We start from the raw sequence: 26,543 nt of genomic DNA, 5'->3' as shown, positions 1-26,543 counted from the left end.
CCTTCCCCCCGGCCCCGCCGACCCAGCCCACCCCACCCCGCGCCGGCGGCGGCCGCCGCACCGCGATCCTCCTCACCACGACGGCGGTCATCGCGGCGATCGCGGGCGGCACACTGGCGGTCCAGGTGGTGGGTGGCGACGGGGAAAGCAACAACGACAACACCGCCGGCGAGACGACGGATCCCCGCTCGCCCGGCGACGAGGCCTCTCTCACCGACCCCGACATGTCCGGCCAGCCGGCGGACACCGGCGGCGGCTCCCCGACGTCGCCTCCTGACCCGGACGCGCCGTACACGCTGATCAGCGAGGAGGTGGAGCTGAACATCATCGCCCCGACGTACACGGCTGAGGCGGAGCCGGACGGGAGCCGGTGCCGGGATGGGAACCAGGTCGACGTCGATCTCGACGAGCCGGACGTCGACGAAACCCGGTCCTTCCCGCTGCCGCCCAACCGCGGCACCGAGTTCCAGTACACCTACTGCGACCACCCGGAGCCCGCGGGCCAGGGGATCGAGTTCCACCCGGAGACCTTCGCGGGCTCGATCGAGAACGCCGATGCCGGTCCCGAGGAGTGCCACGAAGCGGCCCGCGAGCCGACCCTGCCCCCGGTGATCAGCATCGATGACATGCAGGCCAACCGCACCCTGCGGGAGGGAACCGGCCTGTGCGTCGAGACCACGGACGGCACGCTCGTCCTGGTGTGGATCGACCGGGTCAGGCAGGACCCCTTCAACGCCAACCTGCCGACCTACTTCACCACGCTCACCCAGTGGGCGATCAACTAGTCGGCCAGGAGATCTCCACCCGCCGGTTGCGCTGGCGGCCCTCCTCGGTCTCATTGTCGTAGAGCGGGTAGTCCTCGCTGTAGCCCCGGACGTTGAACGAGATCGGGCCGGCGTCCGGCAGCAGGTCGAGCAGGACGTCGCGGGTGTTCTCGGCCCGCTGCTGCGAGAGCGTCAGCCCGCTCTCGTAGGAGCCCTGATCGTCGGTGAAGCCGAAGATGTTGACCCGCTCCGGCTGGTACTCCTCGATGGCAGCCGCCACCTCGGTCAGGGCCTCGCGTGCCTGGCCGCCGATCTCCGCGCTGCCCTCCTGGAAGATCACGTCCGTCTGCAGGGTGAACGTCCGCTGGCCGCCGGTGACTTCCTCGCGCTGCTCGCCGCCGCCCTCCCCGTTGGGCTGCTGCCCCTCCGGCCCGGGCGAGGCACTGGGGTCCGCGGACGGCTCCTGCCCCCCGCCCGACCCCTGCCCGAGGGTCTCGGTGACGGACTCGATGTACAGCACGCGGGGCTCGGCGAGTTCGGCTCCGCTGCCGAGCATCAGACCGGCCGCGTTCGGGTCGATCTCGGGAACCTCGGGCGTCTGCTCCGTCGGCGGCGCTTGCCTCGGCGGGTCGTCGTCCTCCACAGCGACGGCTGGCGCGGCGAAGGTGAGGACCGCGGCTCCGGCCACGGCCACGACACCGACCCGGCCTGCGTACGGGAACACGTACTTCATCACGGGCCTCTCAGCGAATCTCGATGGTGGCCGGCGGCATCTGGCCGATGTAGAAGTCGACTTCATTGGTGCCCGGGTCGGGGGCGGGGAACTGCGCGAACCAGTTCAGCGTCTGGCCCGGGTTGAGGGGCGCGCCGAAGTTGGTGCACAGGCAGCGCCCGTCGGTATCCCTCAGGATCAGGTAGCGCCTGCCCTGGTCCTCATCCCGGGCGACCAGGCTGGCTCCGGCCATCGAGAAGCTGTTCACCGCCAGCGCGCTCTCGTTGCCCGCCCAGAGCGTGTCGAAGAAGACGTCGTCTCCGTCGTTGCGGATCGTCCCCTCGACGGTGACGAAGTTGCCCTGCGACCGCTCGGCGTTGGTGATGGCGATGGTGATCTGCGCCTGCCCGGTCACCTCCGCCAGCACTTCCTGCGGCTCGTCGTCCTCGCCGTTCCCCTCCGACTCCTCGGCCGGCTCGTCGTTCCCCTCGCCATCGTCCCTGCCCTCCCCGCTTCCGGCCGAGTCGCTCCCCGTCTCCTCGCCACCGTCCCCGCCACCGCCGCAGCTCGCCACGGCGATGACCAGCGCGGCGCCCAGGGCGATGACGATCAAAATGAGGCGCGATTTGTTCTCGCGGAAGTCCATCGGGGGCCAGTCCTTTGCGTTCTGCTGGTTCGGTCAGTCTGCCAAGTAGATGTGGAACAGGTCCCGGGCGTCCGGCAGGGCGCCCTCGTCATCGGGATCGAACGACAGGTCTTCGCCTTCCTCGCAGCTGAGCTCGACCCGGCCGGCCTCCTCCGAGGTGCTCTCGCAGCGCCCGCGAATGAGCGCCGTCGCCTCGGCCCGTGCGCGCCAGTCCTCCGTGCCCGGGATCGGGGACTCACCCACGGTGCCCCGCGTCTCCACGCGGACGGTCACGCCGTTGTCCTCGGCGGCCCGGCCGCACTCGATGACCCTCGCGTCGTTGCGGGCGGCCAGCGCGGGAGCCGCTTCCTCGCAGGCCGCCTCCGTCCAGAAGTCGTCACCGTCCAGGATGTCGCCGATGTCCTCCTCGTCCTCGATCGCCGAGAGGAACTCGTCGAAGAGGTGGTCCCGGGCCTCCCGCGCGGCGGCGAGCGCGGCGGCGTCCGCCGCTGACTGACCGCTGCTGCGTGTCACGGCCGCCTGCGCGAAGACGAAGAAGATGAGGGCGACGACCAGCAGCGACGAGACCATCCAGACGTAGAGCGGCAAGGCGCCCCCGCGGCTCGCGTCGGGGAACTGCCTCAGCCGCCGCCGTTCATGACTCGCCCGACGATCGTCCCGATCCCGGTGGCGATCTGATTGTCGATATTGGCCGCGATCACGGTGGCCACAATCGCCGCCACCAGCAGCAGCAGCCCCGCGTATTCCACGAAGCCGGCTCCGCGGTCGCCGAGGTGGTGTCGGTAGCGGCTCGCGATCCTGTGTGTCCAGTTCGACAGCAGCCTGCTCATGGCGTCGTCCCTCTCCTCCGGCTGACGCCGGCTCAGCCGGCCTCTCCTCGCCCCTGTCCGGTCGTCCCTCGCGGTTGGGAGCGGGCACCAGTGCGCCCTGGGGCGGCGGCAGTTGGACGACTGCCGGCTCGACGGCCCGGTGCACCTGGCCCGACCCCCCTCCCAGCGGGTCAACACGTACAGCTATCGGCTCCTGACTGTGCCATACCGCGCGGGGATTGGGCAGGGCGGGCCGGGTGTTTGGCGGGCATTGTTGCGCCATCGACAGCCTCGGGGCGGTCCGGGCGGGGCGAGTTGGCCTCAGACGGGCTGCTGGCCGCCGCCGTCGCCGCCCTCGCCGCCGCTGTCCTGGAGGGTGGTGACGAGCTCGTTCTCGAAGTCGTTGACCGTCCGGATCACGGTCTCGCCCATGGACGCCAGGCCCTCCAGTTGGTCGCTGATGTCCCCGCGCCCGTCCCGCCAGCCGCTGACGAAGTCGTCCAGGGCGTCGTTGATCCCCTCGTCGCCGATGGCGTCGTGGTACTGGTCGAAGGTGTCGCCCGTGCGGTTCATGTACTCCCGGACGCTGCGCAACTGCGGGACGAACTCCTCGAGTTCGCCCAGCGGGATCGCGAGCCTGTCCCCGCCTTCTCCCATGGTGCTGCCTCCCTGGATGAACAGGTCTAGATGAAGCGGAAGGTGGACGTGATGGCGTCGAAGACGTCGAAGAAGGAGTCGGCGAGATCGAGCACCTGGCTGCTGCCCGACACCAGGGCGACGGCCTGCTGGTCCCCGGGCACCGGGATGAACGTCTGCATCAGCACCGCGCGGACCGTGCGGGTGTCCCCGGGGACGGAGATGTCCTCCACGCCCCGGGTCCTGGCGGCGGGGCCGACCTCCTTGATGTCCACGGTGGTCACCTCGCGCCAGGCGTCGCCCGGCTTCTTCGCCTGCCGGGTGCCGAGCTGGCCGGCGATCGCGGCCGGGTCCGTGGGCAGGATCTCGCCCTTGGAGGTCCGCGCGCCGATCAGCGAGACGGTGACGGCCGCGGTGACGGGCGGGCCGCCCCCGAAGCTCTGGGCCATGCAGCCGCAGTAGACCGCGCCGGACTCCCAGGCCTCCCGGGCCTGGCGGCGCAGGAACGCCCCGATGGTGTCCCGGTGCGGGGCGAACTCCGGCTGCACGCGGATGCGTTCGTCCAGCATCCGGCGGATGCTGTCGTCCCTGGTCTCCGGCCGCAGGTCGAATTCCCACCAGGAGTCCGGGACGGATATCCGGAAGCCCTGGCGTTCGACGGTGACGGCGTCGGCCCACTTGTCGGCCATGGTGGCGCTCTTCCCTCCCGGCCCGCTACTCGCGGAGCCCTTCCTCCAGCTGCCGGTCAAGGTCCGAGAAGCCGTCGGCGGCGCCGTTGAGGAAGTCGCCGAGGCCCTGGAGCGCCTCGAACGTCTGCCGCGCGCCATTGGTGAACGTGGTGTACTGCTCGTCGAACGCCCCGGAGGAGCGCGAGGTCACATAGCCGTCCTGCACCAGGTCCTGCACGAACGTGTGCAGTTGCTGCACCTTGGTGAGCAGCTCGTCCTTCGCGTTGTGCAAATGATCGGCCGCGTTGTGCATGTCCTGGTATGTGACATCCAGGTCGCCCTGTCCCATGAACGGCACCCCCTCACACCTAGCCTAAACGCCCTCCGGGCCCGACTGTCCTACCAGTTCGTAACAGCCTCTGTACAGCGGTGCAACGGCCGCGGCGGCGTTCGCGCGAATCCGCGGGGCGGGGCCGGCCGGCCGCCGGTCACCCGCCGTCCAGGATGCCGGTGAGGTCCGTGCCCGAGCCCAGCAGCATGCCCGTGACGATCACGATCATGGTGGCGGGCACCATGAAGACGAGCGTCGCCAGGGTGGCCATGGGTATGGCGCGAGCGGCCCGGCGGCGGGCGTTCTGGGCGTCGGTGCGGCGCATGTCGTGGGCGATCTGGATGAGGGTGTCGGCGATCGGGGCGCCCAGCTCCTCCCCCTGCTGGAGGGCGGAGACGAACTGGTTGACCGGCTCGGACTCGTTGCGCCGGCGCAGCGCGTCGAAGGCCTCGCGGCGGGAGACGCCCATGTCCATCTGCCGCAGCGTGATGCGGATCTCGTCGGCCCAGGGCCCCTCGTAGCGGGAGGAGACGCGGTCCAGGGCCTGCCGGAAGCCGAGCCCGGCGGCGACGACGACGGCCAGGACGTCGAGGAAGTCGGGCAGGGTCCGGTCGATCACGTCGCGCCGGGTGCGGACGCCCTGCCAGATGGCGGCGTCGGCGGCGAAGGCCCCGAAGGCGATGCTGAAGATCGCGAACAGCGGCAGCCCGGCCCGCACGAACAGGACGGTGGTCAGCAGCCCGAAGACGCCGTAGACGGCGCGGCGGGCGGCGTAGCGGTCCAGGGTGAGGCCGCCGGGGTTGCCGGCCTGGTCGATGCGGCGCCGCTTGCGTTCGACGGCGCGGCGGCCCATCAGGCGCAGGACGAGGGGGGCGAAGCGCATCCCGAGCCGGTCGACGAGGGAGCCGGTCGCGGAGACGCGGCTGGAGCCGACCTCCAGGGCGAGGGCGAGGTCGGCGGGCAGCGGGGTGCCGGCGCGCAGCATCCGGATCGCGGTGACGACGCCGAAGACGGCGGCGCCCATGGCGAGGCCGAGGAGAAGTCCCATGGGGGCGGGGGCCCTTCCGTGTCAGACGTCGATCCGGCCGAAGCGGCGGACGACGAAGAAGCCGACGGCGTACAGCCCGAGGGCGACGAGCATGGCGATCTGCCCGCCGGCGGAGCCGGTGACGCGGCCGAGCGCGCCGGGCTGCATGGCGTTGATGACCAGCAGGGCGCCCAGGCCGAGGGCCGGGACGGTCAGGGCGGTGGCGTTGACCTCGGCGAGCATGGTGCGCACCTCGCGGCGGGTCTCCTTGCGCTCCTCCAGGGTGGTGGTGAGGTTGCGCAGCGAGGCGACGATGGTGCCGCCGGCGCGGTTGGCGAGGATGAGGGTGGTGACCAGGACGTTCAGCTCGCGGGAGGGGAGGCGGTCGCCCAGCTCGCCAAGGGCCTCGTCCAGGGAACGGCCGACCGCGAGCTGGTTGGCCACGGTGGCGAGTTCGGCCCCGGCGGGGTCGTCCATCTCCTCGGCGGCCATGGACAGGGCGGTGCGCAGGGCGAGTCCGGCGGCGGTGCCGTTGGCGATGAGGCGGGCGAGTTCGGGGAGCTGGCCGATGAACCGCTCGGTGCGGCGGGTGCGTTGCCAGGTGAGGAAGGCGTTGCCGCCCCACAGGGCCGCGGCGGCGAAGACGGGTCCGAAGAACGGCGCCAGCACGGCGGAGGCGATCAGCCACAGGGCGAGGACGGCGCCGAGGACGTAGGCGGTGTACTCGCCGGCGGTCAGGTCCAGGCCGGTGGCCTGGAGGCGCAGCCGCAGGCGGCGGCCGAACTCGGTGCGGCGCAGGCGCCGGTCCAGGCCCTCGAAGCGGCGGCGGCGTCCGGAGCCCGGGCGGCCGTGGGCCTCGGCGGCCGGCGCGTCGGCGGGGCCCTGGCCCTCGCCGGGGGTGGCGGCCAGGCGGCTGAGCAGCGCGGCGCGCTGGGCGCGGCCGGAGGCGTAGAGGTGGAGCCCGGCGACGCCGCACAGCAGGGCGAGGAGGGCCAGGCCTAGGGCGAGGAGGGAGAGGTCGCTCATGGGGTCTCGCTCATGGGGTCAGCTCGCCTCCCGGACGGCGAGGTGGGTGTCGTCGAGGTGGACGCCGAACGCCTGGGGGACCTGTTCGCCGGCCATGTAGAGGCGGTCGGCGACGGCGCGCGGCAGGGGGTGGTGGACGAAGCGGCCGGGGACGTGGCCCTCGGTGGTCATGGGGGCGGCGGCGAACGCGGCCAGGGTGGCGATGCGGAACGGCTCGCGGCCGTGCGAGGCGAGCAGGGCGACCTCGGCGAGGCGGCGGGCGCCGTCGGGGTGGCGCACGAGCTGGACGACGACGTCCACGGCGCTGTTGATCTGGTCGCGCAACGCCTCGAAGGGGACCTGGAGTTCGGACATGGAGGCCAGGGTCTGGAGGCGCAGGAGGGCGTCCTCGGCGCTGTTGGCGTGGACGGTGGCCAGGGAGCCGTCGTGGCCGGTGGACATGGCCTGGAGCATGTCGAGGGTCTCGCCGCCGCGGACCTCGCCGACGATGATGCGGTCGGGGCGCATGCGCAGGGAGTTGCGCACCAGGTCGCGGATGGTGACCTCGCCCTTGCCCTCGATGTTGGGCGGGCGGGCCTCCAGGCGGATGACGTGGCTCTGCTGGAGCTGGAGTTCGGCGGCGTCCTCGACCGTGACGATGCGCTCGCCCTCCGGGATCAGGCCGCTGAGGGCGTTGAGCAGGGTCGTCTTCCCCGAGCCGGTGCCGCCGGAGACGATGACGTTGAACTTGGCGCGGACCAGGGCGGACAGCAGCAGGACCAGGTGCTCGTCCAGGGTGCCGAAGCCGATCAGCTCGGCCAGGGAGAACGCCCGGGGGAAGCGGCGGATGGTCAGCGCGGGGCCGTTGAGGGAGAGCGGGGGGATGATGACGTTGACGCGCTCGCCGGTGGGCAGGCGGGCGTCGACCATCGGATTGGACTCGTCCACGCGGCGGTTGACGGCCGAGACGATGCGCTCGATGGTCTGCATCAGCTGCTCCTCGGAGGCGAAGCGCAGCGGCAGGCGCTCGACGCGCCCGGAGCGTTCGACGTAGATGTCGTCGGGGCCGTTGACCATGATCTCGGTGATGGAGGCGTCCTCCAGCAGCGGCTCCAGGATGCCCAGGCCCAAAGCCTCGTCCACGACGCGGCGGATGAGGAGGGTGCGGCCCTGGGCGGAGAGGACGGGGCCCTCGCGGCTGAGGATGTGGCCCAGGACCCGTTCGAGGCGGTCGCGGCGCTCGCTCAGGCCGAGGGAGGACATCTCGGCGAGGTCGATCTCCTCCAGCAGCTTGGCGCGGTAGTCGGCGACGAGCTGCCCGTCGCCGGGGCCGCCCTTGGCGGCGGGCTCGTCGGGGGCGGTGACGCGGCTCCTCAGGCTCATCGTTCCTCCTTCGCCGTGGTGGTCGCTGCGCGGGGGCCCGTGTCAATCGCAGGGCATCGTGACGGTGCGGGTGGCTTCGCCGAAGTTGTCGACGAAGGGCAGGACGCTGCGCACCCCGACGCTGGCCGTGATGGTGGCCTCGTCGCCGCACAGTTGCACGGGGCCGAAGTCCACCGTGAGCCAGTCGCTGACCGCGGCCCTCCCGGCGGACTCCCAGCCGTCCTCGGTCTCCTCCTGGGAGGCGGTGCGGGCGGCGGCGCGGGCGGCCGATCCGGCCTGGAGGGCGGCGTACCCGGCCAGGCCGAGCTGAATCGCGGCCAGCGCGACGACGATGAGCAGCGGGAACCAGCCGGCGAACTCCACGGCGGTGACGCCGCGGTCGTCCCGGCGGAGGCGGCGCGTGGCGCGTTGGCCGGCCATGGGCTCACTCCTCCTCTGCGGCGGCGGACGAGCCGGTCACGGTGACGGGCAGGCTGAGGGTGCCGGGGAAGAGCACGGGCACGCGGATGGCGACCTCGGCGCGCCGGACGTTGCCCTCCAGCGGGCAGGAGACGGTGGCGGACCAGGCGCCGGAGAGGTGGCGCAGCGCCGCCTCGGAGCAGGCCCCGGCGGCGTCGCCCTCGGCCGCCGCGGCGGCGCGGGCGGCCTCGTCGGCGGCGTTCCCGGCCAGGGAGAAGGCGTACCCGATGAGGATGCACTGCCAGATCACGGCGATCATGACCCCGATGAGGGGGAAGAGCCCGCCGAACTCGACGATGACGGCCCCGCGGTCGCCCGCGCGCCCACGGGCCTGCACCAGGCCCCGGCGGGCGCGCGCCCCGGCCCGGCCGGGCCCCGCCCGGCGGGCTCCTGCGGCGGAACGCCCCCGGCGGGCGCCGGCGCGGTGACGCTCCCGGCGGGCACTCCCGGCGCAACGCTCCCGGCAGGAGCCGTCGTCGCCGCCCCTGCCGGCGAAGCTCCCGTCACCACGTCCGCCGCAGAGGCCGTGCTCACCATGCCCCCGGCGGGCATCCTCGTCGGCGCTCCCGCCGTCGAGGCCGTCGTCCCGGCCCCCGTCCCGGGGGCCGTCGCGGAGACGTCCCCCGCCGGGGCCGTCGGCCGGGCGCCGGGTGCGGCGCGGGGCCGGGCTCACAGCAGCCTGCCGCGGCGTTTGCCGCCCGTGGCGGCGGAGTCCTGCGGGGCGAGGCCGAGTTCGGCGGCCAGGGACCAGGCCGCGCGGCGGATCTGGCCGCGGGGGTCGAGGTCCTGGATGCGGCCCGCGTCCTGCGCCTCCTGGAGTTCGCGGAAGGCGGCGGGGATGACCGCGCGAGCGACGTGCGTGCCGGTGATCCGGGAGATCAGCTGGGGCTGGATCGCGCTGGAGCGGCCCAGGCGGTTGACGACGGTGAGGGTGTCGGCGGCCTTGCGGATGCGCAGCCGGTCCCACATCCGGATCACGCGGTTGACCGCGCGCACGGAGATGACGTCGGGGGTGGTCACCAGCAGCGCCGAGTCGGCCATCTCGACGGCCGCGGCTCCGGCTGTGTTGAGGTGGGAGCCGCAGTCCACGACGACGACGTCGTAGCGGGAGCGGACGGCCGAGAGGACTTGCCGGGCGGCGGCCTCGGTGACGTCCTCGCCGCGCTCGCCCTCGGCGGGCGCGATGAGCATGGACAGGCCGGTCTCGTGGGTGAAGACGGCCTCGGCCAGCACCTGCGGGGTGATGTCCTGGATCGTGGCCAGGTCCGCGACCGAGCGGCGGAACTGCACGTCGAAGAAGGAGCCGACGTCCCCGCACAGCAGGTCGAGGTCGACCAGCACCGCGCCGCGCTCGAAGAGCCCGCCGGTCTGGGCGGCGAGGGCGAGCTGCGCGGCCACCAGGGTGGCGCCGACGCCGCCCTTCGCGCCGGAGACGGTCAGGATCCGGCCCCCGGGCCCGGCCGGGGCGGGCTCCCCCGCGCCGAGGTGGCGGCGCATCCCGGCGGCCCACTGCGCGGCGGCCGAGACGCGGGCGCCCAACTCCTCCCAGGACAAAGGGACTCCGGCCAGGCCACGGGCCCCGGCGTCCATGGCGGCCGAGTACAGCTCGGCGGTGGGCTCGGCGGAGACCAGCACCACGCCCACGGCCGGGAAGCGCAGCGCGACCTCGCGGATGAGGTCGAGCGCGGGCAGCGGGCCCATCCGCTCGTGGATCACCACGACGTCGGGCAGATCGGCCATCGAGCCGTGGGTGAGGGAGGCCAGGGTGTCCAGGAGCGTGGTGGAGTCGGGGACGGACCGCATCGGCTCGCTGTCGGGGAGCTGGCTGAGCAGCGTGATCAGCGAGCGGGCGATGTCGGGGTCGCCCACCGCGGGCAGAATGCGCGTCGTCATCGGTCGTCGTCCACCTGATTCCTACGGGAACAGCTCTTCGAGCCCGGCGTTGGGAGTACCCAGGATGTCGCCGACGATCGTGTAGGTGCGCTCCTGCGGCGGCACCTCGCGCTCGTCGCCGGGGGCCACCAGGGCCAGGCGGACCTGTTCGGCGAACGCCTCGGCGAAGGTCACGCGCTGGGCGTCGGCGTTGTCCAGGGCGAAGGTGATGGGAACGGCCTCGCGGGCGCCGCTGTCCTCGTCCTCGACCTCGGCGAGGTCGCCCACCTCGAGCACCTCGGCGTTGTTCACCATCAGCCGGACGATCTCGGACTCCTCGCCCTCGCCCCCTTCGCCGCCCTGGCCGGTCCGCACGCGGAAGGCGGCGTACATGTTGATGCGGGCGCCGGGGTGGATGTTGCCGGCCACGCCGGTGGAGGCGTCGATCATGACGGCGATCTCGACCTGCCCGGGGGCGAGTTCGGGCCGCTCGATGAGCATGTCGGTCTGGAGGAGGGCGCCCTCGCGCAGCGGCCCGACGGCGACCCGGTCCTCCAGCTCATCGAGGTCGGTCACCGCCGAGTCGGGTATGTAGCGCTCGGGCATGGAGACTTCGCGCACCTGGTCGGCCGTGACCCGCTCGTAGGGCTCGACATCCTCGTTCAGCTCGTAGGCGGTGGTCTCGGGGCCGACCCGCGACTCCACGTCGTTGATCACCGCCAGGACCCCGGCGAAGGCCGCCAGGGCGAGGAGGAGCGAGGCGATCAGCAGCAGGGTGCCGCGTCGCTGACGAGCGTTCATGAAGCGTGTCTACCCTCTCCGTGGTGGTTGCCGTCATCCGGCGCCGGGTCCGGTGGTCAGGGCCCTGCGGCGGGTCGTGCCCAGCGCCCGCGGGGCGCGCTCCGGCGGGGCGACGGGGGCCGAACAGAAGGCGCAGCGGTCGCCGATGAGGGTGAGGCCGCACCAGTGGCACGCCTCCTGCCGCATCGAGCTGACCATCTGGTAGAGCGGGGAGACGTCGGGGATCGCCGCGGCGAACTCGACCAGCTTCCCGGTGGCCCACCACTGGGCGGACTCGGCTGGCATCGGCACGGGGTGAACGGCCTGCACCTGCCACTGCCGGGCCAGCCGCTGGGTGACCCAGTCGCTGCCGGGTCCGGGGCCCGCCGCGTAGGTGAGGGCGGTGGAGAACTGCGGCCCGGACAGGGTGGCGTCGCCGTCGGCGCGCACGAGCTGGGGCGTGGGCCCGGCCAGGACGGCGCAGGGGCCGGCGGGGGGCCGCCCGCCGTGCGTGGCGGCGGGCAGGGCGACGGGGATGCGCTCCAGGCCTCTCGCTGAGGCCAGCAGGGCGCCGGCGTAGATGTAGTGGGCGAGCAGGCGGGCCGAGGCCCCCAGCACGCCGGGGGTGAAGTCGCAGGCGGAGAGCTGCCGTAGCTGGCGCACGAGGACGGCGGTGCCCAGCGGCGGGAGGGCGCTGGGGAGCAGGGCGATGCGGTCGGACTCCAGCATGGCGCGCACCGCGTGCAGCCGCTGCACGTAGGGCAGGGGCGTGGTGGTGGGGTAGACGGCTATGACGTGGCCGTGGCTGCCGAGGAGGGTGCTGAACTCGGCCAGTGCGGCGGGGAAGTCCTGGGCGGCGGGCGGGGAGAGGACGTGCGCGCCGGGGGTGTGCTGGTCGGTGGGCGGCAGCACGAGGTCGGCGCTGGTGACCGCGATGGCAATCGTCATGCGCTCCCCCCGGGCTTCGGCACCCGTCTCGTGTCTCTCCGGACGCGGGAGAGATCCGTGGCGTCGTTCATGCTCTGTGGCGTCGTGTCTGTCGCGTCGGTCGCGTCGGTCGCGTCGTGGTCCGTCGCGCCGTTCTCCCGCCCGAAGGGGCGCGGGAGGGGGCCCGGTTGGGCAGCTTATCGACATCCCGGCCGGTGGGAACAGCACGGATCCCCGCCGTCACGTGGCGTCCCGGCGGGCCCGGTCGCCTCAGAAGAAGGTGCGCACGTAGTCGGTGACGGTGCCGTCGCCGGCGACCAGCGGGATGAGCGGCCACTTCTCGAAGATCGTGCACGGGTGGGACATGCCCAGCGCGACCCAGTCCCCCACCTCCGGCATGCCGGGGGATTCTGCCTCACCGGGCTCCGGCCCGGCCGGCCCGGCGAGGAAGGCGTGCTGGTCCGCGAGCCGGGTGACGCTCAGCCCGTCGGCGCGGCGGACCCGCCCGGCCGCGGTGCGCACGGCCTGCACCTCCGGCAGCCCGAGGTCGTAGGCGATGTCCCGCTTCCCGGCGTTCAGCAGCGTCAGGCCCGGCTCGGGGCGCGAGACGACCTGGGCCCACAGGCGGAACGCCGGCAGCAGCGAGCCCTCGTGGGGCCGCCGGTTGAAGGGGGTGACCTCGCGGTACCGGCCGTCGTCGTGGCTGAGGTAGGCGCCGGAGCGCAGCACCTTGGCCACGGGCCGGGAGAGCGGGGGCAGCCGGGAGAACGCGTCGGCGACCGCGTCGAACCAGGCGCTGCCCCCGGCGCTGAGGACGATCTCGGGGATCTGCGCGAAGCGGCCCTCGCGGTCGAGGGCGACGGCGAGCGCGCACAGGCGTTCCAGCCAGGCGCGCACCGCCTCCGCGTCGGCGCCGGGGATCTCGCCCTCGTATCCGGCGACCCCGGCCAGCCGCAGCCCGGCGCTGGCCGCCACCGCGTCCGCGACCTCGCCCGCCCGCGCGGCGTCCCGCACCCCGCCGCGCCCGCCCTCGGCGCCGAGTTCGAGCAGAACCTCGACGCGGCGGCCGGCCCCGGCGGCGCGCAGGCCCTCGTCCATCAGCCGGACCCCGCGCGCGGAGTCGACGAACGCCAGCAGCCGGAAGCCGGGGTCGGCGTCCTGCTCGCGGGCCACCCAGGCCAGGGCGGCGTGGTCCACGAGCTGGTTGGCCAGCAGGATGCGGCGGACGCCGAACGCCCGTGCCACGCGCGCCTGGTGGGGGACGGCGACGGTGATGCCCCAGGCGCCGTGCTCCAGTTGGCGGCGGAAGAGGGCGGGGGCCATGGTGGTCTTGCCGTGCGGGGCGAGGAGGAGGCCGTGGCGCCCGGCGAACCGGTCCATCGCGCACAGGTTGTGGGCCACCGCCTCGGCGGAGAGGGTCAGCACGGGCGTTATGAAGCCGCCGGTGTAGAGGTCGCGCCGCTCGGCCGCCAGCTCCCGGACCGTCAGGCCCGCCGCGTCGGGCGGCAGGCCCTTGAAGCGGTGGTCGACGATCTCGTCGGCGAGGCTGTCGATCGCGGGCGGCATAGCGGCTCCGGGGTAACGATGGGTGACGGCGCGCGGACGCGCTCGGGGCGGTGGCGGGCCGGTGTGGTGCGGTGACGAGCGGATTCCCGACCCTACCTAGCACCGGGTACAGAGTTGGTCAACGGAGTGCGACCGGCGGGTAACCCCGGGGGCCGCCCGGCCGGGCCGCCGGGGGCGTCCGGGGCCCCGCCCGCTGCCCGCACCCGGGTGGGCGAAAACACAAGGCGCCCCGCGTTACACGGCCGTAAGGTGGCGGGCATGCAGGTGATCCAGTCGTCCAAGCTCGCCAACGTCTGCTACGAGATCCGTGGCCCGGTGCTCGAGGAGGCGCAGCGGCTGGAGGCAGCGGGCCACAACATCCTGAAGCTGAACACCGGCAATCCGGCGGCGTTCGGCTTCGAGTGCCCCCCGGAGATCCTGGAGGACGTGCTGCGGAACGTGGCCTCCGCGCACGGGTACGGCGACGCCAAGGGCCTGCTCTCGGCCCGCCGCGCGGTGATGCAGCACTACCAGACCAAGGGCATCCACATCTCGGTGGAGGACGTCTACCTGGGCAACGGCGTCTCCGAGCTGATCCAGATGGCGATGCAGGCCCTGCTGGACGACGGCGACGAGGTGCTGGTCCCGGCCCCGGACTACCCGCTGTGGACGGCCTCGGTGGCCCTGGCCGGCGGCACGGCGGTGCACTACCGCTGCGACGAGCAGGCGGAGTGGATGCCGGACCTGGCCGACATCGAGCGGAAGATCACCGACCGCACCAAGGCGCTGGTGATCATCAATCCGAACAATCCGACGGGCGCCGTATACAGCCGGGAGGTGCTGCGGGAGCTGACAGAGATCGCCCGCCGGCACCGGCTGGTGCTCTGCTCCGACGAGATCTACGACCGGATCCTGTACGACGACGTGGTGCACACCTCCACGGCCGCCCTCGCGCCGGACCTGCTGACGCTGACGTTCAACGGCCTGTCCAAGAACTACCGGGTGGCGGGCTTCCGCAGCGGCTGGCTGGCGGTGTGCGGGCCCAAGAAGAACGCCTCCAGCTACATCGAGGGCCTGACGATCCTGGCGAACATGCGGCTGTGCGCGAACATGCCGGCCCAGCACGCGGTGGCCGCGGCCCTCTTCGGGCGGCAGTCGATCGAGCAGCTGGTGCTGCCGGGGGGCCGCATCCGCGAGCAGCGGGACGTCGCCCACGAGATGCTGACGAAGATCCCGGGCGTGACCTGCGTGAAGCCCAAGGGCGCGCTGTACGCCTTCCCGCGGCTCGACCCCGAGGTGTACCCGGTCAAGGACGACCGGCAGATGGTGCTGGACCTGCTGCGGGCCGAGAAGATCATGATCGTGCACGGGACGGGCTTCAACTGGCCCGAGCCGGACCACTTCCGCATCGTGACGCTGCCCGAGGCGAAGCAGCTCGCGGACGCCATCGAGCGCATCGGCGGCTTCCTCCAGGGCTACGCGCAGTACTGAGGCGGGACCGCTGAGGGCCGAGACGGGCGGGCTGCGACCGCCACCGGCCGGTCCGGACCGGCCGGTGCCGCGAGCGCGGGCCCCGCACGCCGTTGTACGGGGCCCCTTCCGTCAGCCCAGGCGCTCGGCCAGGGCCCGGTACTCGTCCCACAGCCCCTCGGGGGTGCGGGGGCCGAAGGTGTGCAGGTGCTCGGGGATCAGCGCGGCCTCCTGGCGCCAGATCTCCGGGTCCACCTCCAGCAGGAACTCCAGCTTCTCCGGGGCCAGCTCAAGGCCCTCGGTGTCCAGCGCGCCGGGCGCGGGCAGCACGCCGATGGGGGTCTCGACGCCCTCGGCCGCGCCGTCGAGGCGCTCCACGATCCACTTCAGGACGCGGATGTTCTCGCCGAAGCCCGGCCAGACGAAGTTCCCCTCGGCGTCCTTCTTGAACCAGTTGACGTAGTAGATCTTCGGCAGTTTCTCCGGGTCGGCGGCCCGCTCGCCGGTCTTCAGCCAGTGCGCGAAGTAGTCGCCCATGTGGTAGCCGCAGAAGGGCAGCATGGCGAAGGGGTCGCGGCGCAGCTCGCCCACGGTGCCCTCGGCCGCGGCCGTCTTCTCGGAGGCGACGTTGGCCCCGAGGAAGACGCCGTGCCGCCAGGAGAACGACTCGGTGACCAGCGGAACGGCCGTGGCGCGCCGCCCGCCGAAGAGGATCGCGGAGATCGGCACGCCGGCCGGGTCCTCCCACTCCTCGGCGATGGTCGGGCACTGCCCGGCCGGGACGGTGAAGCGGGCGTTGGGGTGCGCGGCGGGGGTGCCGGACTCCGGCGTCCAGTCGTTGCCGCGCCAGTCCGTCAGGTGGGCGGGGGTCTCGTCGGTGAGGCCCTCCCACCACACGTCGCCGTCGTCGGTGAGGGCGACGTTGGTGAAGACGGAGTTGCCCCACAGGGTGCGGATGGCGTTGGCGTTGGTCTTCTCGCCCGTGCCCGGGGCCACGCCGAAGAAGCCGGCCTCGGGGTTGATGGCGTAGAGGCGGCCGTCCTCCCCGAAGCGCATCCAGGCGATGTCGTCGCCGACGGTCTCGACCTTCCACCCGGGCAGGGTGGGCTGGAGCATGGCGAGGTTCGTCTTGCCGCAGGCGGAGGGGAAGGCCGCCGCCACATACGTGGGGGCCTTCGGCTCGGCGCCCCCGGGCGGGGTGAGCTTGAGGATGAGCATGTGCTCGGCCAGCCAGCCCTCGTCGCGGGCCATCACGGAGGCGATGCGCAGGGCGTAGCACTTCTTGCCCAGCAGGGCGTTGCCGCCGTAGCCGGAGCCGAAGGACCAGATCTCGCGGGTCTCGGGGAAGTGCGAGATGTACTTGACGGAGTTGCACGGCCACGGAACGTCCGCCGTGCCCTCGGCCAGCGGCGCGCCCACGGAGTGCACCGCGCGCACGAACTGGCCGTCCTCGCCCAGCTCCTCCAGCACGGCGCTGCCCATCCGGGTCATGGTGCGCATGGCCACGGCGACGTAGGCGGAGTCGGTGATCTCCACGCCCAGGGCGGAGAGCGGGGAGCCGAGGGGGCCCATGCAGAAGGGCACCACGTACATGGTCCGGCCGCGCATCGCGCCGCGGAACAGCCCCCGCTTCCCGGTGAAGATCTCCCGCATGTCCGCGGGGTCCATCCAGTTGTTGGTGGGGCCGGCGTCCTCCGGCCGCTCGGAACAGATGAAGGTGCGGTCCTCGACCCGGGCGACGTCGGTCGGGTCGGAAGCGGCGTAGTAGGAGCCGGGCCGCTTGTCGGGGTTGAGCCGGACGAAGGTGCCCTTCGCCACCAGCTCCTCGCAGAGCCGGTCGTACTCCTCCTGAGAGCCGTCGCACCAGACCACGCGGTCGGGCTCGGTCAGGGCGGCGACCTCCTCGACCCAGGAGACCAGCTTGTGGTGGCGGGTGGGGGCGTGGGCGGCAACGGGAGCGGCTGAAGTCAGCGTCACGTTCGCTCCAGAGAGTTTGAGGGTTTCCGAGCTTCGCTCATCCGCGATGAAGAGCGCTCATCTGATGGTGCCGCCTTCTCTCGTCTGTGTCTAGTTCAGCTCATCTGAGCATGGGATTTACACGGCATTGGATTTACGCAGTGGCCGCTCGCTTTTGAGAGCCGCTACCATTTCGCATCGACCCCACGTCCCGGGGGGGCGTGAGGGAGGGAGGCCCGGGATGCCCGGCGCCGCACCGGACGACCCACGCCGCTGGTGGGCCCTGGCCGGCCTGCTCGTGTCCGTCCTGGTCCTGGGCGTGGACGCGACCATCCTGAACGTCGGCCTGCCCACCCTCGCCGTGGAGCTGCGCGCCTCCACCGGGGAGCAGCAGTGGTTCGTCGACGCCTTCCTGCTCGTCTTCGCCGCGGGCCTGCTGCCCGCCGGGCTGCTCGGCGACCGCTACGGCCGCCGCCGCCGTCTGCTGCTGGGCCTGGCCGTGATGACCGCCGGCTCGCTGGCCGGCGCCCTGGCCGGCACCCCCGCCCTGCTGATCGCCGCCCGCGCCGTGATGGGCCTGGGCGCGGCCCTGATCAGCCCGCTGAGCGTGGCCGTGCTGCCCCGCGTCTTCTCCCCCGCCGAGCGCACCCGCGCCATCGGCGCCGTCACCGCGGCCCTGGCCGCCGGGCTCCCGCTGGGCCCGCTGCTGGGCGGCTGGCTGCTGGACCACCACGGCTGGCGCTGGATCTTCCTGATCAACGTCCCGCTGCTGGCCGTCGGCATGGCCGCCTGCCTGCTGCTGCCCGAGACCCGCGACCCGGCCGGGCCCCGGCTGCGCCCGCTGGGCTCCGCGCTGGTGGCCGGCGGGCTGGCCGCCCTGGTCTTCGGCCTGATCGAGGGCCCCTACCGGGGCTGGGACGACCCGCTGGTGCCCGGTGCGCTCGGCCTGGCCGTCGCCCTGTTCACCGTCCTGGCCCTGCGCCAGCGCCGCAGCCCCGAGCCGCTGCTGGGCGCGCACCTGCTGCGGCGCCCCGGCTTCGCGAGCAACGCCCTCATCGGCGGGCTGGTGATGTTCGTGCTGGCCGGGCTGCTGTTCGTCCTGCCGCAGTACCTGCAGTCGGTGCGAGGGCACGACGCGCTGGGCACCGGGCTGCGGCTGCTGCCGATGACGGCGGGCGTGGTGCTGGCCACCCGCGGCTGCCAGCCGCTGGTGCGGACCTTCGGCTCGCGGGGCGTGGTGGCCACCGGGCTGGCGCTGCTGGCGTTCTCCGGCATCCTCGGCAGCAGCACCGAGGCGGCCTCCGGGTTCGGCCTGACGGCCGTCTGGCTGACCGTCGCCGGGCTGGGCGCGGGGCTCGCCCTGGTGCCCGCCATGGACGCGGCGCTGGACGCCGTCCCGGCCGGCCGCTCGGGGGCCGCCTCCGCGCTGCTGGTCGCCTGCCGGCAGGTGGGCGGCGCGATCGGCGTGGCGCTGCTGGGCAGCCTGCTGGCCCAGTCCTACCGCGGCGGCCTGGACACCGGCCCGCTGCCCCCGGCCGAGGCCGGGGCGGCCCGGGAGTCGCCGGCGGCGGCGCACGCGCTGGCGGAGCGGTTCGCGCTGCCCTCGGTGGCCGACTCGGCGGACGCGGCGTTCATGGACGGCATGAGCCTGGTGCTGTTCGTGTGCGCCATCGCCGCGCTGGGCGCGGCGCTGCTGGCCGGCCTGCTGCTGCCGCAGCACCGGGCCGCGCGGGACGGGCTGACGCTGGTGCCGGGGGCCGCCGCCCGGCCCGGGGCCGGCGAATGACCGCGCCGCGGCCCCGCGCCGGCCTGCGGGAACGCAAGAAGGAGCGCACGCGGCAGGCCATACGCGCCGCCGCCTACCGCCTCTTCGCCGAGCACGGCTACGACGCGACCCGCGTGGACGAGATCGCCGAGGCCGCGCAGGTCTCGCCCAGCACGGTCTTCCGGTACTTCCCCACCAAGGAGGACATCGTCCTGCGGGACGAGAAGGACGACCTGCTGGAGACCGCACTGCGGGCGCGCCCCGCGCACGAGCCGCCGCTGACCGCCCTGCGGGCCGCCGTCCGGGACGTGGCCGCAGAGCTGTACGCCACGCCCGAGGCCGCGGCCCTGGCCCGGCGCCGGATGCTGCTGGTCACCACGGTCCCGGCCGTCCGCGCCCGCCTGGAGTCCTCCCTGGCCGACTCCGGCCGCCGCCTGGCCACCACCCTGGCCGACCGCACCGGCCGCTCCCCCGACGACCTCGAACTCCGCGTCTTCGTCGCCGCGATCCTGGCCGCCCTCCGCGAATCCCTCCTCCACTGGGTCACCCACGACCACCCCACCCCCCTCCCCGCCCTCATCGACCGCGCCCTCACCACCCTGGACACGGGCCTGCGCTGACCCCCCGCCACGTCCCGCACGGGCCCAACGGTCGCAGGCCGCGCGGCAAGCGCTACCGCAGCCGAGCCGCCAGTGCGGAAGGGTCCGTGACCGGCGCGTCGCAGACGAAGCCGCGGCAGACGTACGCCGTGGGGCGGCCGGCGAGGAGGGGGCGGGAAGCGAGCAGGGGCGAGGGGTCGGGGGTGTCGGGGCCGCCGAGGGCGATGACCGCGCCGGGGGCCGTGGAGCGGAGGGCCGTCGCGTGCAGGGCGGCGGTCGCCGGGTCGTCCGGGGGACCGACGACGGCCACCTCGCGGGGGCCGTCCAGCGCCGCCTCGGCGACCGCCAGGCCCCAGCCGATGAACCGCGGCGCCCGCCCGCCCAGCCGCGCGACGATGCCCAGCGCCCGTTCGGCCGCCTCCCGGTGCCGCCCGCTGCCGGTGTACGCGGCGAACGTCAGCAGCGCCCCCGCCGCGGCCGTCCACCCGGCGGGCACCGCGGTGTCCGTGGGGTCCTGCGGGCGGCGGATCAGCGTTTCCGCGTCGTCCGCCGTGTCGTACAGCGTCCCGTCCCCCGCCACGAACCGCGCCAGCACCACGTCCAGCAGCCCGCCCGCCACGTCCAGCCACCGGCGTTCCCCGGTCACCGCGTGCAGGGTCAGCAGGCCCTCGGCAACGTCCCCGTAGTCCTCCAGCACCCCGGCTGCCGGCCCCGGGCGCCCGTCGCGGGAGGTCCGCGCCAGCCGCCCGTCCGGGCCCAGATGCACCCGCACCAGCAGCTCGGCCGCCCCCGCCGCCGCCTCGACCAGCTCCGGGCGTTCGAAGCAGGCCCCGGCCTCGGCCAGCGCCGCCACGGCCAGGCCGTTCCACGCCGCGACGACCTTGTCGTCCCGGCCGGGCCGGGGCCGGGCGGCGCGCGCCGCCAGCAGCCGCTCGCGCAGCGCGGCGGGTGCCTCGGCGCCCGGCAGCCGCAGCACCGAGGCGCCCTCCTCGAACGTCCCCTCCTCCGTGACCCCGAAGACCTCGGCCGCGAGGGAGGCGTCGGCCGGCCCCAGGGCAGCGCGCAGCCGAGCGGGGGTCCAGACGTAGAACGCGCCCTCCCGGTGCGCGGCGCCCGGCTCGGGCGCGGAGTCCGCGTCCAGCGCGGAGGCGAAGCCGCCCTCGGGGGTGCGCAGCTCGCGCAGCAGGAACCCGGCCACCTCCAGCGCGACCCGCCGGGCGAGGCCCGAGCCGGTGGCCCGCCACAGGTGGGTGTAGACGCGGGCCAGCAGCGCGTTGTCGTACAGCATCTTCTCGAAGTGCGGAACGGTCCACGTCCCGTCCACCGCGTACCGCGCGAAGCCGCCGCCGAGCTGGTCGTGGATGCCGCCGCGCGCCATCGCCTCACAGGTGCGCTCCACCATCCGCAGCGCCCGGTCCGAGCCGGTGCGCGCGTGGTGCCGCAGCAGGAACTCCAGCGCCATCGCGGGCGGGAACTTCGGCGCCCCGCCGAACCCGCCGTGCTCCTCGTCGAAGTCGGCGGCCAGACCCCCGGCCGCCGCCGCCAGCTCCCCGGCCCCGGGCGGCGCGGGCGCGTCGTACTCCAGGCGCCGCCCGGCCAGCTCGGCCGCGATCCGCCCGGCCACCGCCGCCACCTCGCCGCGCCGCCCCGACCAGGCGGCGTGCACGCCCTGCAGGAGCTGCCCGAAGGACGGCAGCCCGGAGCGCGGCCGGGGCGGGTAGTAGGTGCCGAAGGAGAACGGCTCGCCGTCGGGGGTCATGAACACGGTCATCGGCCAGCCGCCCTGCCCGGTCGCGGCCTGCACCGCCTCCATGTAGACGGCGTCCACGTCCGGGCGTTCCTCCCGGTCCACCTTCACGGCCACGAACCGCTCATTGAGGTAGGCGGCGACCGCCTCGTCCTCGAAGCTCTCCCGGGCCATCACATGGCACCAGTGACAGCTCGCGTACCCCACGCTCAGCAGCACGGGAACGTCCCGCCGGCGCGCCTCCTCGAAGGCTTCGGGGGTCCAGGGCCACCAGTCCACGGGGTTGTCCGCGTGCTGCAGCAGGTAGGGCGAGCTCTCGGCGGCCAGTCGGTTGGGCACGGCGGGGTCGCCTACGCGGCCTGGTAGGGCTTGGCCTCCAGGATCTTCACGTGTGCGGTGCTGCCGTTGGGCAGCGTGTACTCGGCGTCCTCGCCGGCCTTCTTGCCGTTGACGCCCGAGCCGAGGGGGGACTGCGGGGAGTACGTCTCGATGTCCGAGGTGGCGAACTCGCGGGAGGCGAGCAGGAAGGTCATCGTGTCGTCCTCGTCGCCGTCGAAGGCGATCGTGACGACCATGCCGGGGGCGACGACGCCCGTGTCGGCCGGGGCCTCGCCGACCTGCGCGCTCTCCAGGAGCTGCGTGAGCTGGCGCACCCGCGCCTCCATCTTCCCCTGCTCCTCCTTGGCCGCGTGATACCCGGCGTTCTCCTTGAGGTCACCTTCTTCACGCGCCTGTTCGATCTTCTTGGCGATCTCGACGCGGGCCGGACCCGACAGATGATCCAGCTCCGCCTTGAGCTGGTCATACGCCTCCTGGGTCAGCCAGGTGACAGTGTCGCTGGTCTGCGTCACAGGTGCTCCTCGGGGGTATCGCGGGGGATGAAAAACGAAGGCCCGACCCGGACATCACAGCTCCTGGGCGGGCGATTCGTCGATCGAAATATCGACTGTAACAACGCCTGTCGGCGTGCGGAAGGATTACCCTCCGCTGCCGGGCACAAAACCGCCGGTGCGCGTCCCGCCTAGTCGGCGGCCTCCGAACAGCCCACGAGCTCGGCCGAGGTGGCCCGCTGCGTGGTACGGAGCGTGACGGTGCGGTGGAGGCTCCCGGCGTTCTGTTCGAACGTGAAGTCGGCCCGGCCGACCTCGAGGCCGTCCTCCGCCTGCGCCCGGACCGTGCAGACACCGTCCGTGCCGGAGGGCTTGCGGACGGCGAGGTTCACCTCGACCTCGCGGTCGGAGAGCACCTCGAAGCCGGTCAGCTCGCCGGAGACCGGCCGCCCGCCGATGTAGGAGACGCCGGCCCAGATCACGCCGCCGAGCAGGACCGCGCCGAGCACCGCGCCCAGGATCCGCAGCCGCCGGTCGGTGCGGGCGTCCGCCTCGGCGGAGCGGCCGTAACGCCCCTGGGGAGGGCCGGTGCGCGCCTCTGCCATGTCGGCGGCTCCTCGTCACAGGCGGGTCGGCGGACGGAACGTCGGACGATCGGCGGGCCGGGGAAAATCGGGGGCCGGCGGTGCCCGTCCATCGGTCACTATAGAAGCAACGCCCGGGGTGGCGGCCACCGGCTGCCGTGCCGCCCCGGCCCGGACGACGAGCGACGACGAGGCCCCTGTGACCGAGCAGCTGCGACTGATGGCCGTGCACGCCCACCCGGACGACGAGTCCAGCAAGGGCGCGGCCACCATGGCGAAATACGTGTCCGAAGGCGTGGATGTGCTCGTGGCCACCTGCACCGGCGGCGAGCGCGGCTCCATCCTCAACCCCAAGCTCCGGGGCGACCCGTACATCGAGGCGCACATGGACGAGGTGCGCGCCCGCGAGATGGCCGAGGCGCGGGCGATCCTGGGCGTGCGGCAGGAGTGGCTGGGCTTCGTGGACTCCGGGCTGCCGGAGGGGGACCCGCTGCCGCCGCTGCCGGAGGGCTGCTTCGCCCTCCAGGACGTGGAGGAGGCCGCCGAGCGGCTGGTGCGGCTGGTGCGGACGTTCCGCCCGCACGTGATGACCACCTACGACGAGAACGGCGGGTACCCGCACCCGGACCACATCATGACCCACAAGGTCTCGATGGTGGCCTTCGAGGCGGCGGGCGACCCGGAGCGTTACCCCGCGGCGGGCGAGCCCTGGCAGCCGCTGAAGCTGTACTACGACCAGGGCTTCAGCCGGGCGCGGACCACCGCGCTGCACCGGGCGATGCTGGACCGGGGCCTGGAGTCCCCCTACGAGGAGTGGCTCAAGCGCTGGGACGAGTGGGGGCGGCCGGAGCGGCAGCTGACCACGCGGGTGCCGTGCGCGGACTTCTTCGCGACCAGGGACAAGGCGCTGATCGCGCACGCCACGCAGATCGACCCGGACGGGGGCTGGTTCAAGGTGCCGCTGGAGGTCCAGCAGGAGGTCTGGCCGACGGAGGACTTCGAGCTGGCGCGCTCGCGGGTGGACACCTCGATCCCCGAGTCGGACCTCTTCGCCGGCATCCGACAGAATTGACGCCATGAGCGACCTGGAGCTGCTGCCCCTCGCCGAGGAGCTGAACGAGTACACCGTCACGCCCGGGGTCCTGGGCTTCATCGTGTTCGCCGTGCTGGGCGTGGGCGTCTGGCTGCTGCTGAAGTCCATGAGCAGGCACCTGCGGAAGGTCGCGATACAAGAGGGCACCGAGGCGGAGGACCGCGCGCGGGACGGGCTGGCCACGGCCGGTCCGGAGCGGGAGGCGGGCGCCTCCCGCCCCTGAGGGGCGGCGCCGGCCCTCGTCAGTCCGGGGCCCGGACGCCGACGAGGTCGCGGGCCGCGCGCCGGGGGACCATGCCCAGGCGCCAGGCGGGCCAGCCCGACTCGGGCCCCTGGCCCCGCTCCAGCATGAGCGCGTAGGAGGAGGCGGCGTCGGCCAGCCGCTCGTCGCGCAGCGGGTGCGCGGCGGCCAGCAGGTCCGCCAGCTCCTGCTGGGCCACGGCCTGCCCCACCTCCGACCCGCCGGGCGAGGCCAGCGGCAGCAGCGTGCAGCGCAGGAACGCCGCCCAGTCGGCTCCGCGCGCGTCCGGCCCCTCCCCGTACCCGGCGGTGAACAGCCGCAGCGCCTCGTCGGCCAGCTCCAGGGCCTGCCCGTGGCGCTCGTTCCCCGCCTCGATGACGGTCAGCTCCAGGCAGGACCACGCCTCGCCGCGGGGAACGCCCGCCCGCCGGAAGTCGCGCCGGGCGTCGGCCAGCAGTTGGCGGGCGAAGCCGCTGTTGCGCAGGGAGCCGGTCTGCTCGGCCCGCAGGTCGCGGGTGACCCGGGCGGAGTGGTGGCGGGCCGAGGCCAGGCCGAAGGCGTCCCGGATGCGGGAGAACAGCGACCTGGCCCGCTCGATCGTGCGCAGCGCCTCGGCCGCGTCCCCGGCCTCCTCCTGGGCCTGGGCCAGCGCGTACAGGGTCCACGCCTCGCCGCGGGCGTCCTCGGTCTCCCGGTGCCGGGCCAGCGCGGCGGTCAGCTCCCCGGAGGCGGCGGCCGGGTCGCCCGCGTGGACGCGGGCCACGCCCAGCTCGGTGGCGGCCCAGGCGACGCCGCGCACGTCCCGGGAGCGCTCGTACAGGCCGAGGGCGAGGCGCAGTTCGTTCTCGGCGGCGGGGACCTCGCCGCGGGCCAGCAGGGTCTGGCCGAGCTGGAAGCGGGTCCAGGCCTCGCCGTGGACGCTGCCGCTGTCGCGGTGCAGGCCCAGGGCCTCGGCCAGCAGGGCGCCGGCGCCGTGGACCCGGCCGCACTCGCGCTCCACGGCGGCCAGGGCGTGCAGGGTCCAGGCGCGGTCGCCGGCCAGGTCCTCCCCGCCCTGGAGGGCCAGGGCCTCGCGCAGCCGGTCGCCGGCCTCGGTCAGCCGGCCCTGCTGCTGGAGGGTGATGCCCAGGTCGCGCAGGGCGCGGGCGGCGCCGGGCTCGTGGTGGGCCCGGCGGTAGAGGCCGACGACGGAGGTGAGGGTGGAGCGGGCCTTGTCCAGCTCGCCGAGCTGGCGGGCGGCGACGCCGGTGCGCCACTGGACGGAGCGGGTCAGCAGGCCCTGGTCGACGGCCTGGGTCAGCTCGTTCAGCTCGCCGAGGCGGTAGAGGTCGCCGCGCAGCAGGCAGTAGTCGGCCAGGGCGCCGAGCAGGTGCTGGACGGCGTCGCGGTCCACGCGTTCGTCGGCGTGGCGCAGGGTGGCGGTGATGAAGCTGGTCTCGTCGTCCAGCCAGCGCAGGGCCGCGTCCAGGGAGGCGAAGCCGTGGCCTCCGGCGGCGGCGGGCAGGGCGTCGGCGCGGGTGACGCGGGAGGAGGTCTGGCCGTCGACCAGGCGGATGACGGTGTCGGCCAGCTCGGCGTAGCTGCGGATCAGCCGCTCGCGGGCGGCGGAGCGGTCGGCCTCGCTCTCCTCGTCCTGCAGGCGGGCGCGGGCGAAGCGGCGCACGAGGTCGTGCAGGCGGTACCGGCTGCCGCGGACCTGCCGCAGCAGCCCGGCGCGGGTCAGCTCCTCCAGGCGGCGGGCGGCCTCCCGCTCGTCGACGTCCAGGAGGGCGGCGGCGGCGCGGGCGCCGAGGCTGGCGCGTCCGGCCAGGGCCAGGCGGCGCAGCAGGCGGCGGGCGGGCTCGGACTGGTCGGCGTAGCGCAGGCGCAGGACGCGCTCGGCGGGGTCGGGGGCGGCCGGGCCCTCGTCCGGGCCGTAGGCGGCCAGGTCCTCGGCCAGCCGGCCGGGGGAACGCCCGTCCAGGGCGGAGCCGGCCATCCGCAGCAGCAGGGGGCGGCCGTCGCACAGGGCGGCGACGCGCCGCCGGGCGGCCTCCGCGCCGGGGTCGGCGGGGGCGGCGGGGGCGGCGCCCTCGCCGGCGGAGGCGCGCAGCAGCCCGTCGGCCGCGGCCGGGTCCAGGGGGCCGAGCCCGAGCTGGTGGACCGAGGCGGTCTGCTCCCCGTCCAGGGCCAGCGGCTCGGCGGCGGTGACCAGGACCAGGGAGGCGGAGCGGGCGGGGACGAGGGTGGCGACCTGGGCGGGGTCGGTGGCGTCGTCGAGGATGACGACGACGGGCAGGTCGGTCAGGTGCTGCTGGTAGCGCTCGGCCAGGCGCCGCAACTGGGCGGGGTCGGCGCCGCGGCCCGTTCCCTCGCGGAAGAGGAGCTGGTCGCGCGGAGCGCCCAGGCGGTTCATCAGGTGCAGGAGCGCGTCGCGGGTGGGCAGCGGGTCCTGGCTCTGGCCGCGCAGGTCGACCAGGCAGGCGCCGCGGAACAGCTCGCTCATCTCCTGGGCGGCCCAGCGGGCGAGCGTGGTGCGGCCGGAGCCGGAGGGGCCGTGCAGGACGACGACGGTGGGGCGGGGGTCGGTGCGGGCCCGGTCGCGGTGGACCCACTGGGTGAGACGGGTCCGCTGCTCGCGGCGGCCGAGGAAGGGGTGAGCGGGGTCGGGCCGCAGGCCGGCGAAGGAGCGGCTCAGCGCGGACTCCTGTGGGT

The 26,543-nt window shown here is 74.1% G+C and carries 26 protein-coding genes and 1 pseudogene; 6 read left to right on the top strand and 21 right to left on the bottom strand.

Annotation, left to right across the window (positions count from 1 at the left end):
- A pseudogene (locus RM780_RS25940) lies at positions 1-785 on the top strand (hypothetical protein); the annotation flags it as partial.
- On the opposite strand, the gene RM780_RS25935 reads toward RM780_RS25940, so the two are convergent.
- The 16 genes from RM780_RS25935 to RM780_RS25860 all read right to left on the bottom strand — a co-directional run bounded on the left by RM780_RS25935 (position 778) and on the right by RM780_RS25860 (position 13,585).
- Entirely contained in the window at positions 778-1,497 is a 720-nt protein-coding gene (locus RM780_RS25935; RefSeq protein WP_311633331.1) for an OmpA family protein, read from the bottom strand. The pseudogene RM780_RS25940 and the gene RM780_RS25935 overlap by 8 nt on opposite strands.
- Before the next feature lie 10 nt (positions 1,498-1,507).
- A complete protein-coding gene (locus tag RM780_RS25930) occupies positions 1,508-2,122 on the bottom strand; it encodes a hypothetical protein (protein WP_311633330.1) in 615 nt (204 codons plus the stop codon).
- A gap of 33 nt (positions 2,123-2,155) precedes the next feature.
- Positions 2,156-2,710: a pilus assembly protein TadG-related protein gene (locus tag RM780_RS25925; protein ID WP_311633329.1), complete on the bottom strand. Its 555-nt coding sequence runs from the start codon at positions 2,708-2,710 to the stop codon at positions 2,156-2,158.
- Between the two features lie 32 nt (positions 2,711-2,742).
- The gene (locus RM780_RS25920; protein WP_311633328.1) at positions 2,743-2,952 is read right to left on the bottom strand and encodes a hypothetical protein; all 210 of its coding nucleotides are present in this window, start codon (positions 2,950-2,952) and stop codon (positions 2,743-2,745) included.
- Positions 2,953-3,252: 300 nt separating this feature from the next.
- The gene (locus RM780_RS25915; RefSeq protein ID WP_199739545.1) at positions 3,253-3,588 is read right to left on the bottom strand and encodes a hypothetical protein; all 336 of its coding nucleotides are present in this window, start codon (positions 3,586-3,588) and stop codon (positions 3,253-3,255) included.
- A 26-nt stretch (positions 3,589-3,614) separates the two neighbouring features.
- Positions 3,615-4,256 (bottom strand): hypothetical protein, encoded by a 642-nt coding sequence (locus RM780_RS25910; protein ID WP_311633327.1) that lies wholly within the window; start codon positions 4,254-4,256, stop codon positions 3,615-3,617.
- A 25-nt stretch (positions 4,257-4,281) separates the two neighbouring features.
- Positions 4,282-4,584, bottom strand: coding sequence for a WXG100 family type VII secretion target (locus RM780_RS25905; RefSeq protein ID WP_311633332.1), 303 nt, complete (start codon positions 4,582-4,584; stop codon positions 4,282-4,284).
- Between the two features lie 139 nt (positions 4,585-4,723).
- Positions 4,724-5,614: a DUF5936 domain-containing protein gene (locus RM780_RS25900; protein ID WP_311633326.1), complete on the bottom strand. Its 891-nt coding sequence runs from the start codon at positions 5,612-5,614 to the stop codon at positions 4,724-4,726.
- A gap of 21 nt (positions 5,615-5,635) precedes the next feature.
- Positions 5,636-6,619, bottom strand: coding sequence for a type II secretion system F family protein (locus tag RM780_RS25895; protein ID WP_311633325.1), 984 nt, complete (start codon positions 6,617-6,619; stop codon positions 5,636-5,638).
- Between the two features lie 18 nt (positions 6,620-6,637).
- Positions 6,638-7,981 (bottom strand): CpaF family protein, encoded by a 1,344-nt coding sequence (locus tag RM780_RS25890; RefSeq protein WP_311633324.1) that lies wholly within the window; start codon positions 7,979-7,981, stop codon positions 6,638-6,640.
- A gap of 42 nt (positions 7,982-8,023) precedes the next feature.
- Positions 8,024-8,401, bottom strand: a complete 378-nt coding sequence (locus tag RM780_RS25885; RefSeq protein WP_311633323.1) for a TadE/TadG family type IV pilus assembly protein — start codon at positions 8,399-8,401, stop codon at positions 8,024-8,026.
- 4 nt (positions 8,402-8,405) lie between these two features.
- A complete protein-coding gene (locus RM780_RS25880; protein WP_311633322.1) occupies positions 8,406-8,777 on the bottom strand; it encodes a TadE/TadG family type IV pilus assembly protein in 372 nt (123 codons plus the stop codon).
- Between the two features lie 332 nt (positions 8,778-9,109).
- Entirely contained in the window at positions 9,110-10,333 is a 1,224-nt protein-coding gene (locus RM780_RS25875; RefSeq protein ID WP_311633321.1) for an AAA family ATPase, read from the bottom strand.
- Positions 10,334-10,354: 21 nt separating this feature from the next.
- Positions 10,355-11,113, bottom strand: coding sequence for a Flp pilus assembly protein CpaB (gene cpaB, locus RM780_RS25870; protein ID WP_311633320.1), 759 nt, complete (start codon positions 11,111-11,113; stop codon positions 10,355-10,357).
- A 33-nt stretch (positions 11,114-11,146) separates the two neighbouring features.
- Complete coding sequence (locus tag RM780_RS25865) at positions 11,147-12,040, bottom strand: hypothetical protein (protein WP_311633319.1); 894 nt, start codon at positions 12,038-12,040, stop codon at positions 11,147-11,149.
- Between the two features lie 249 nt (positions 12,041-12,289).
- Complete coding sequence (locus RM780_RS25860; RefSeq protein ID WP_311633318.1) at positions 12,290-13,585, bottom strand: alanine racemase; 1,296 nt, start codon at positions 13,583-13,585, stop codon at positions 12,290-12,292.
- 258 nt (positions 13,586-13,843) lie between these two features.
- Between RM780_RS25860 and RM780_RS25855 the strand changes: the two genes are divergently transcribed.
- Positions 13,844-15,055, top strand: a complete 1,212-nt coding sequence (locus tag RM780_RS25855; protein ID WP_311633317.1) for a pyridoxal phosphate-dependent aminotransferase — start codon at positions 13,844-13,846, stop codon at positions 15,053-15,055.
- A 111-nt stretch (positions 15,056-15,166) separates the two neighbouring features.
- Here the strand turns inward: RM780_RS25855 and RM780_RS25850 are convergent, their stop codons facing one another.
- Positions 15,167-17,005, bottom strand: a complete 1,839-nt coding sequence (locus RM780_RS25850; protein WP_394813084.1) for a phosphoenolpyruvate carboxykinase (GTP) — start codon at positions 17,003-17,005, stop codon at positions 15,167-15,169.
- 226 nt (positions 17,006-17,231) lie between these two features.
- Between RM780_RS25850 and RM780_RS25845 the strand changes: the two genes are divergently transcribed.
- Positions 17,232-18,776, top strand: coding sequence for an MFS transporter (locus RM780_RS25845; protein ID WP_311633315.1), 1,545 nt, complete (start codon positions 17,232-17,234; stop codon positions 18,774-18,776).
- Entirely contained in the window at positions 18,773-19,375 is a 603-nt protein-coding gene (locus tag RM780_RS25840) for a TetR/AcrR family transcriptional regulator (RefSeq protein WP_311633314.1), read from the top strand. The genes RM780_RS25845 and RM780_RS25840 overlap by 4 nt, the downstream gene beginning before the upstream one ends.
- Positions 19,376-19,427: 52 nt before the next feature.
- Here the strand turns inward: RM780_RS25840 and RM780_RS25835 are convergent, their stop codons facing one another.
- From RM780_RS25835 to RM780_RS25825, 3 genes are all read right to left on the bottom strand, one after another.
- A complete protein-coding gene (locus RM780_RS25835) occupies positions 19,428-21,440 on the bottom strand; it encodes a thioredoxin domain-containing protein (protein ID WP_311633313.1) in 2,013 nt (670 codons plus the stop codon).
- Positions 21,441-21,451: 11 nt separating this feature from the next.
- Positions 21,452-21,952 carry a transcription elongation factor GreA gene (gene greA, locus RM780_RS25830; RefSeq protein WP_120760301.1) on the bottom strand — a complete coding sequence of 167 codons (501 nt, stop codon included), beginning with the start codon at positions 21,950-21,952 and terminating at the stop codon, positions 21,452-21,454.
- Between the two features lie 170 nt (positions 21,953-22,122).
- Positions 22,123-22,536, bottom strand: coding sequence for a DUF4307 domain-containing protein (locus tag RM780_RS25825; RefSeq protein ID WP_311633312.1), 414 nt, complete (start codon positions 22,534-22,536; stop codon positions 22,123-22,125).
- A gap of 178 nt (positions 22,537-22,714) precedes the next feature.
- On the opposite strand from RM780_RS25825, the gene mca reads away from it, so the two are divergent.
- Complete coding sequence (mca, locus tag RM780_RS25820; protein WP_311633311.1) at positions 22,715-23,587, top strand: mycothiol conjugate amidase Mca; 873 nt, start codon at positions 22,715-22,717, stop codon at positions 23,585-23,587.
- 4 nt (positions 23,588-23,591) lie between these two features.
- Entirely contained in the window at positions 23,592-23,831 is a 240-nt protein-coding gene (locus RM780_RS25815; protein WP_311633310.1) for a hypothetical protein, read from the top strand.
- 19 nt (positions 23,832-23,850) lie between these two features.
- Here RM780_RS25815 and RM780_RS25810 read toward each other — a convergent pair.
- Positions 23,851-26,543 (bottom strand): tetratricopeptide repeat protein (locus RM780_RS25810; protein ID WP_311633309.1); only part of this gene is annotated, 2,693 nt, incomplete at its 5' end.

This window comes from Streptomyces boetiae (genome assembly GCF_031845405.1).
Classification (GTDB): domain Bacteria; phylum Actinomycetota; class Actinomycetes; order Streptomycetales; family Streptomycetaceae; genus Streptomyces; species Streptomyces boetiae.
The sequence above is the reverse complement of the archived record's forward strand: the minus strand, read 5'-3'. Positions and strand labels throughout refer to the sequence as shown.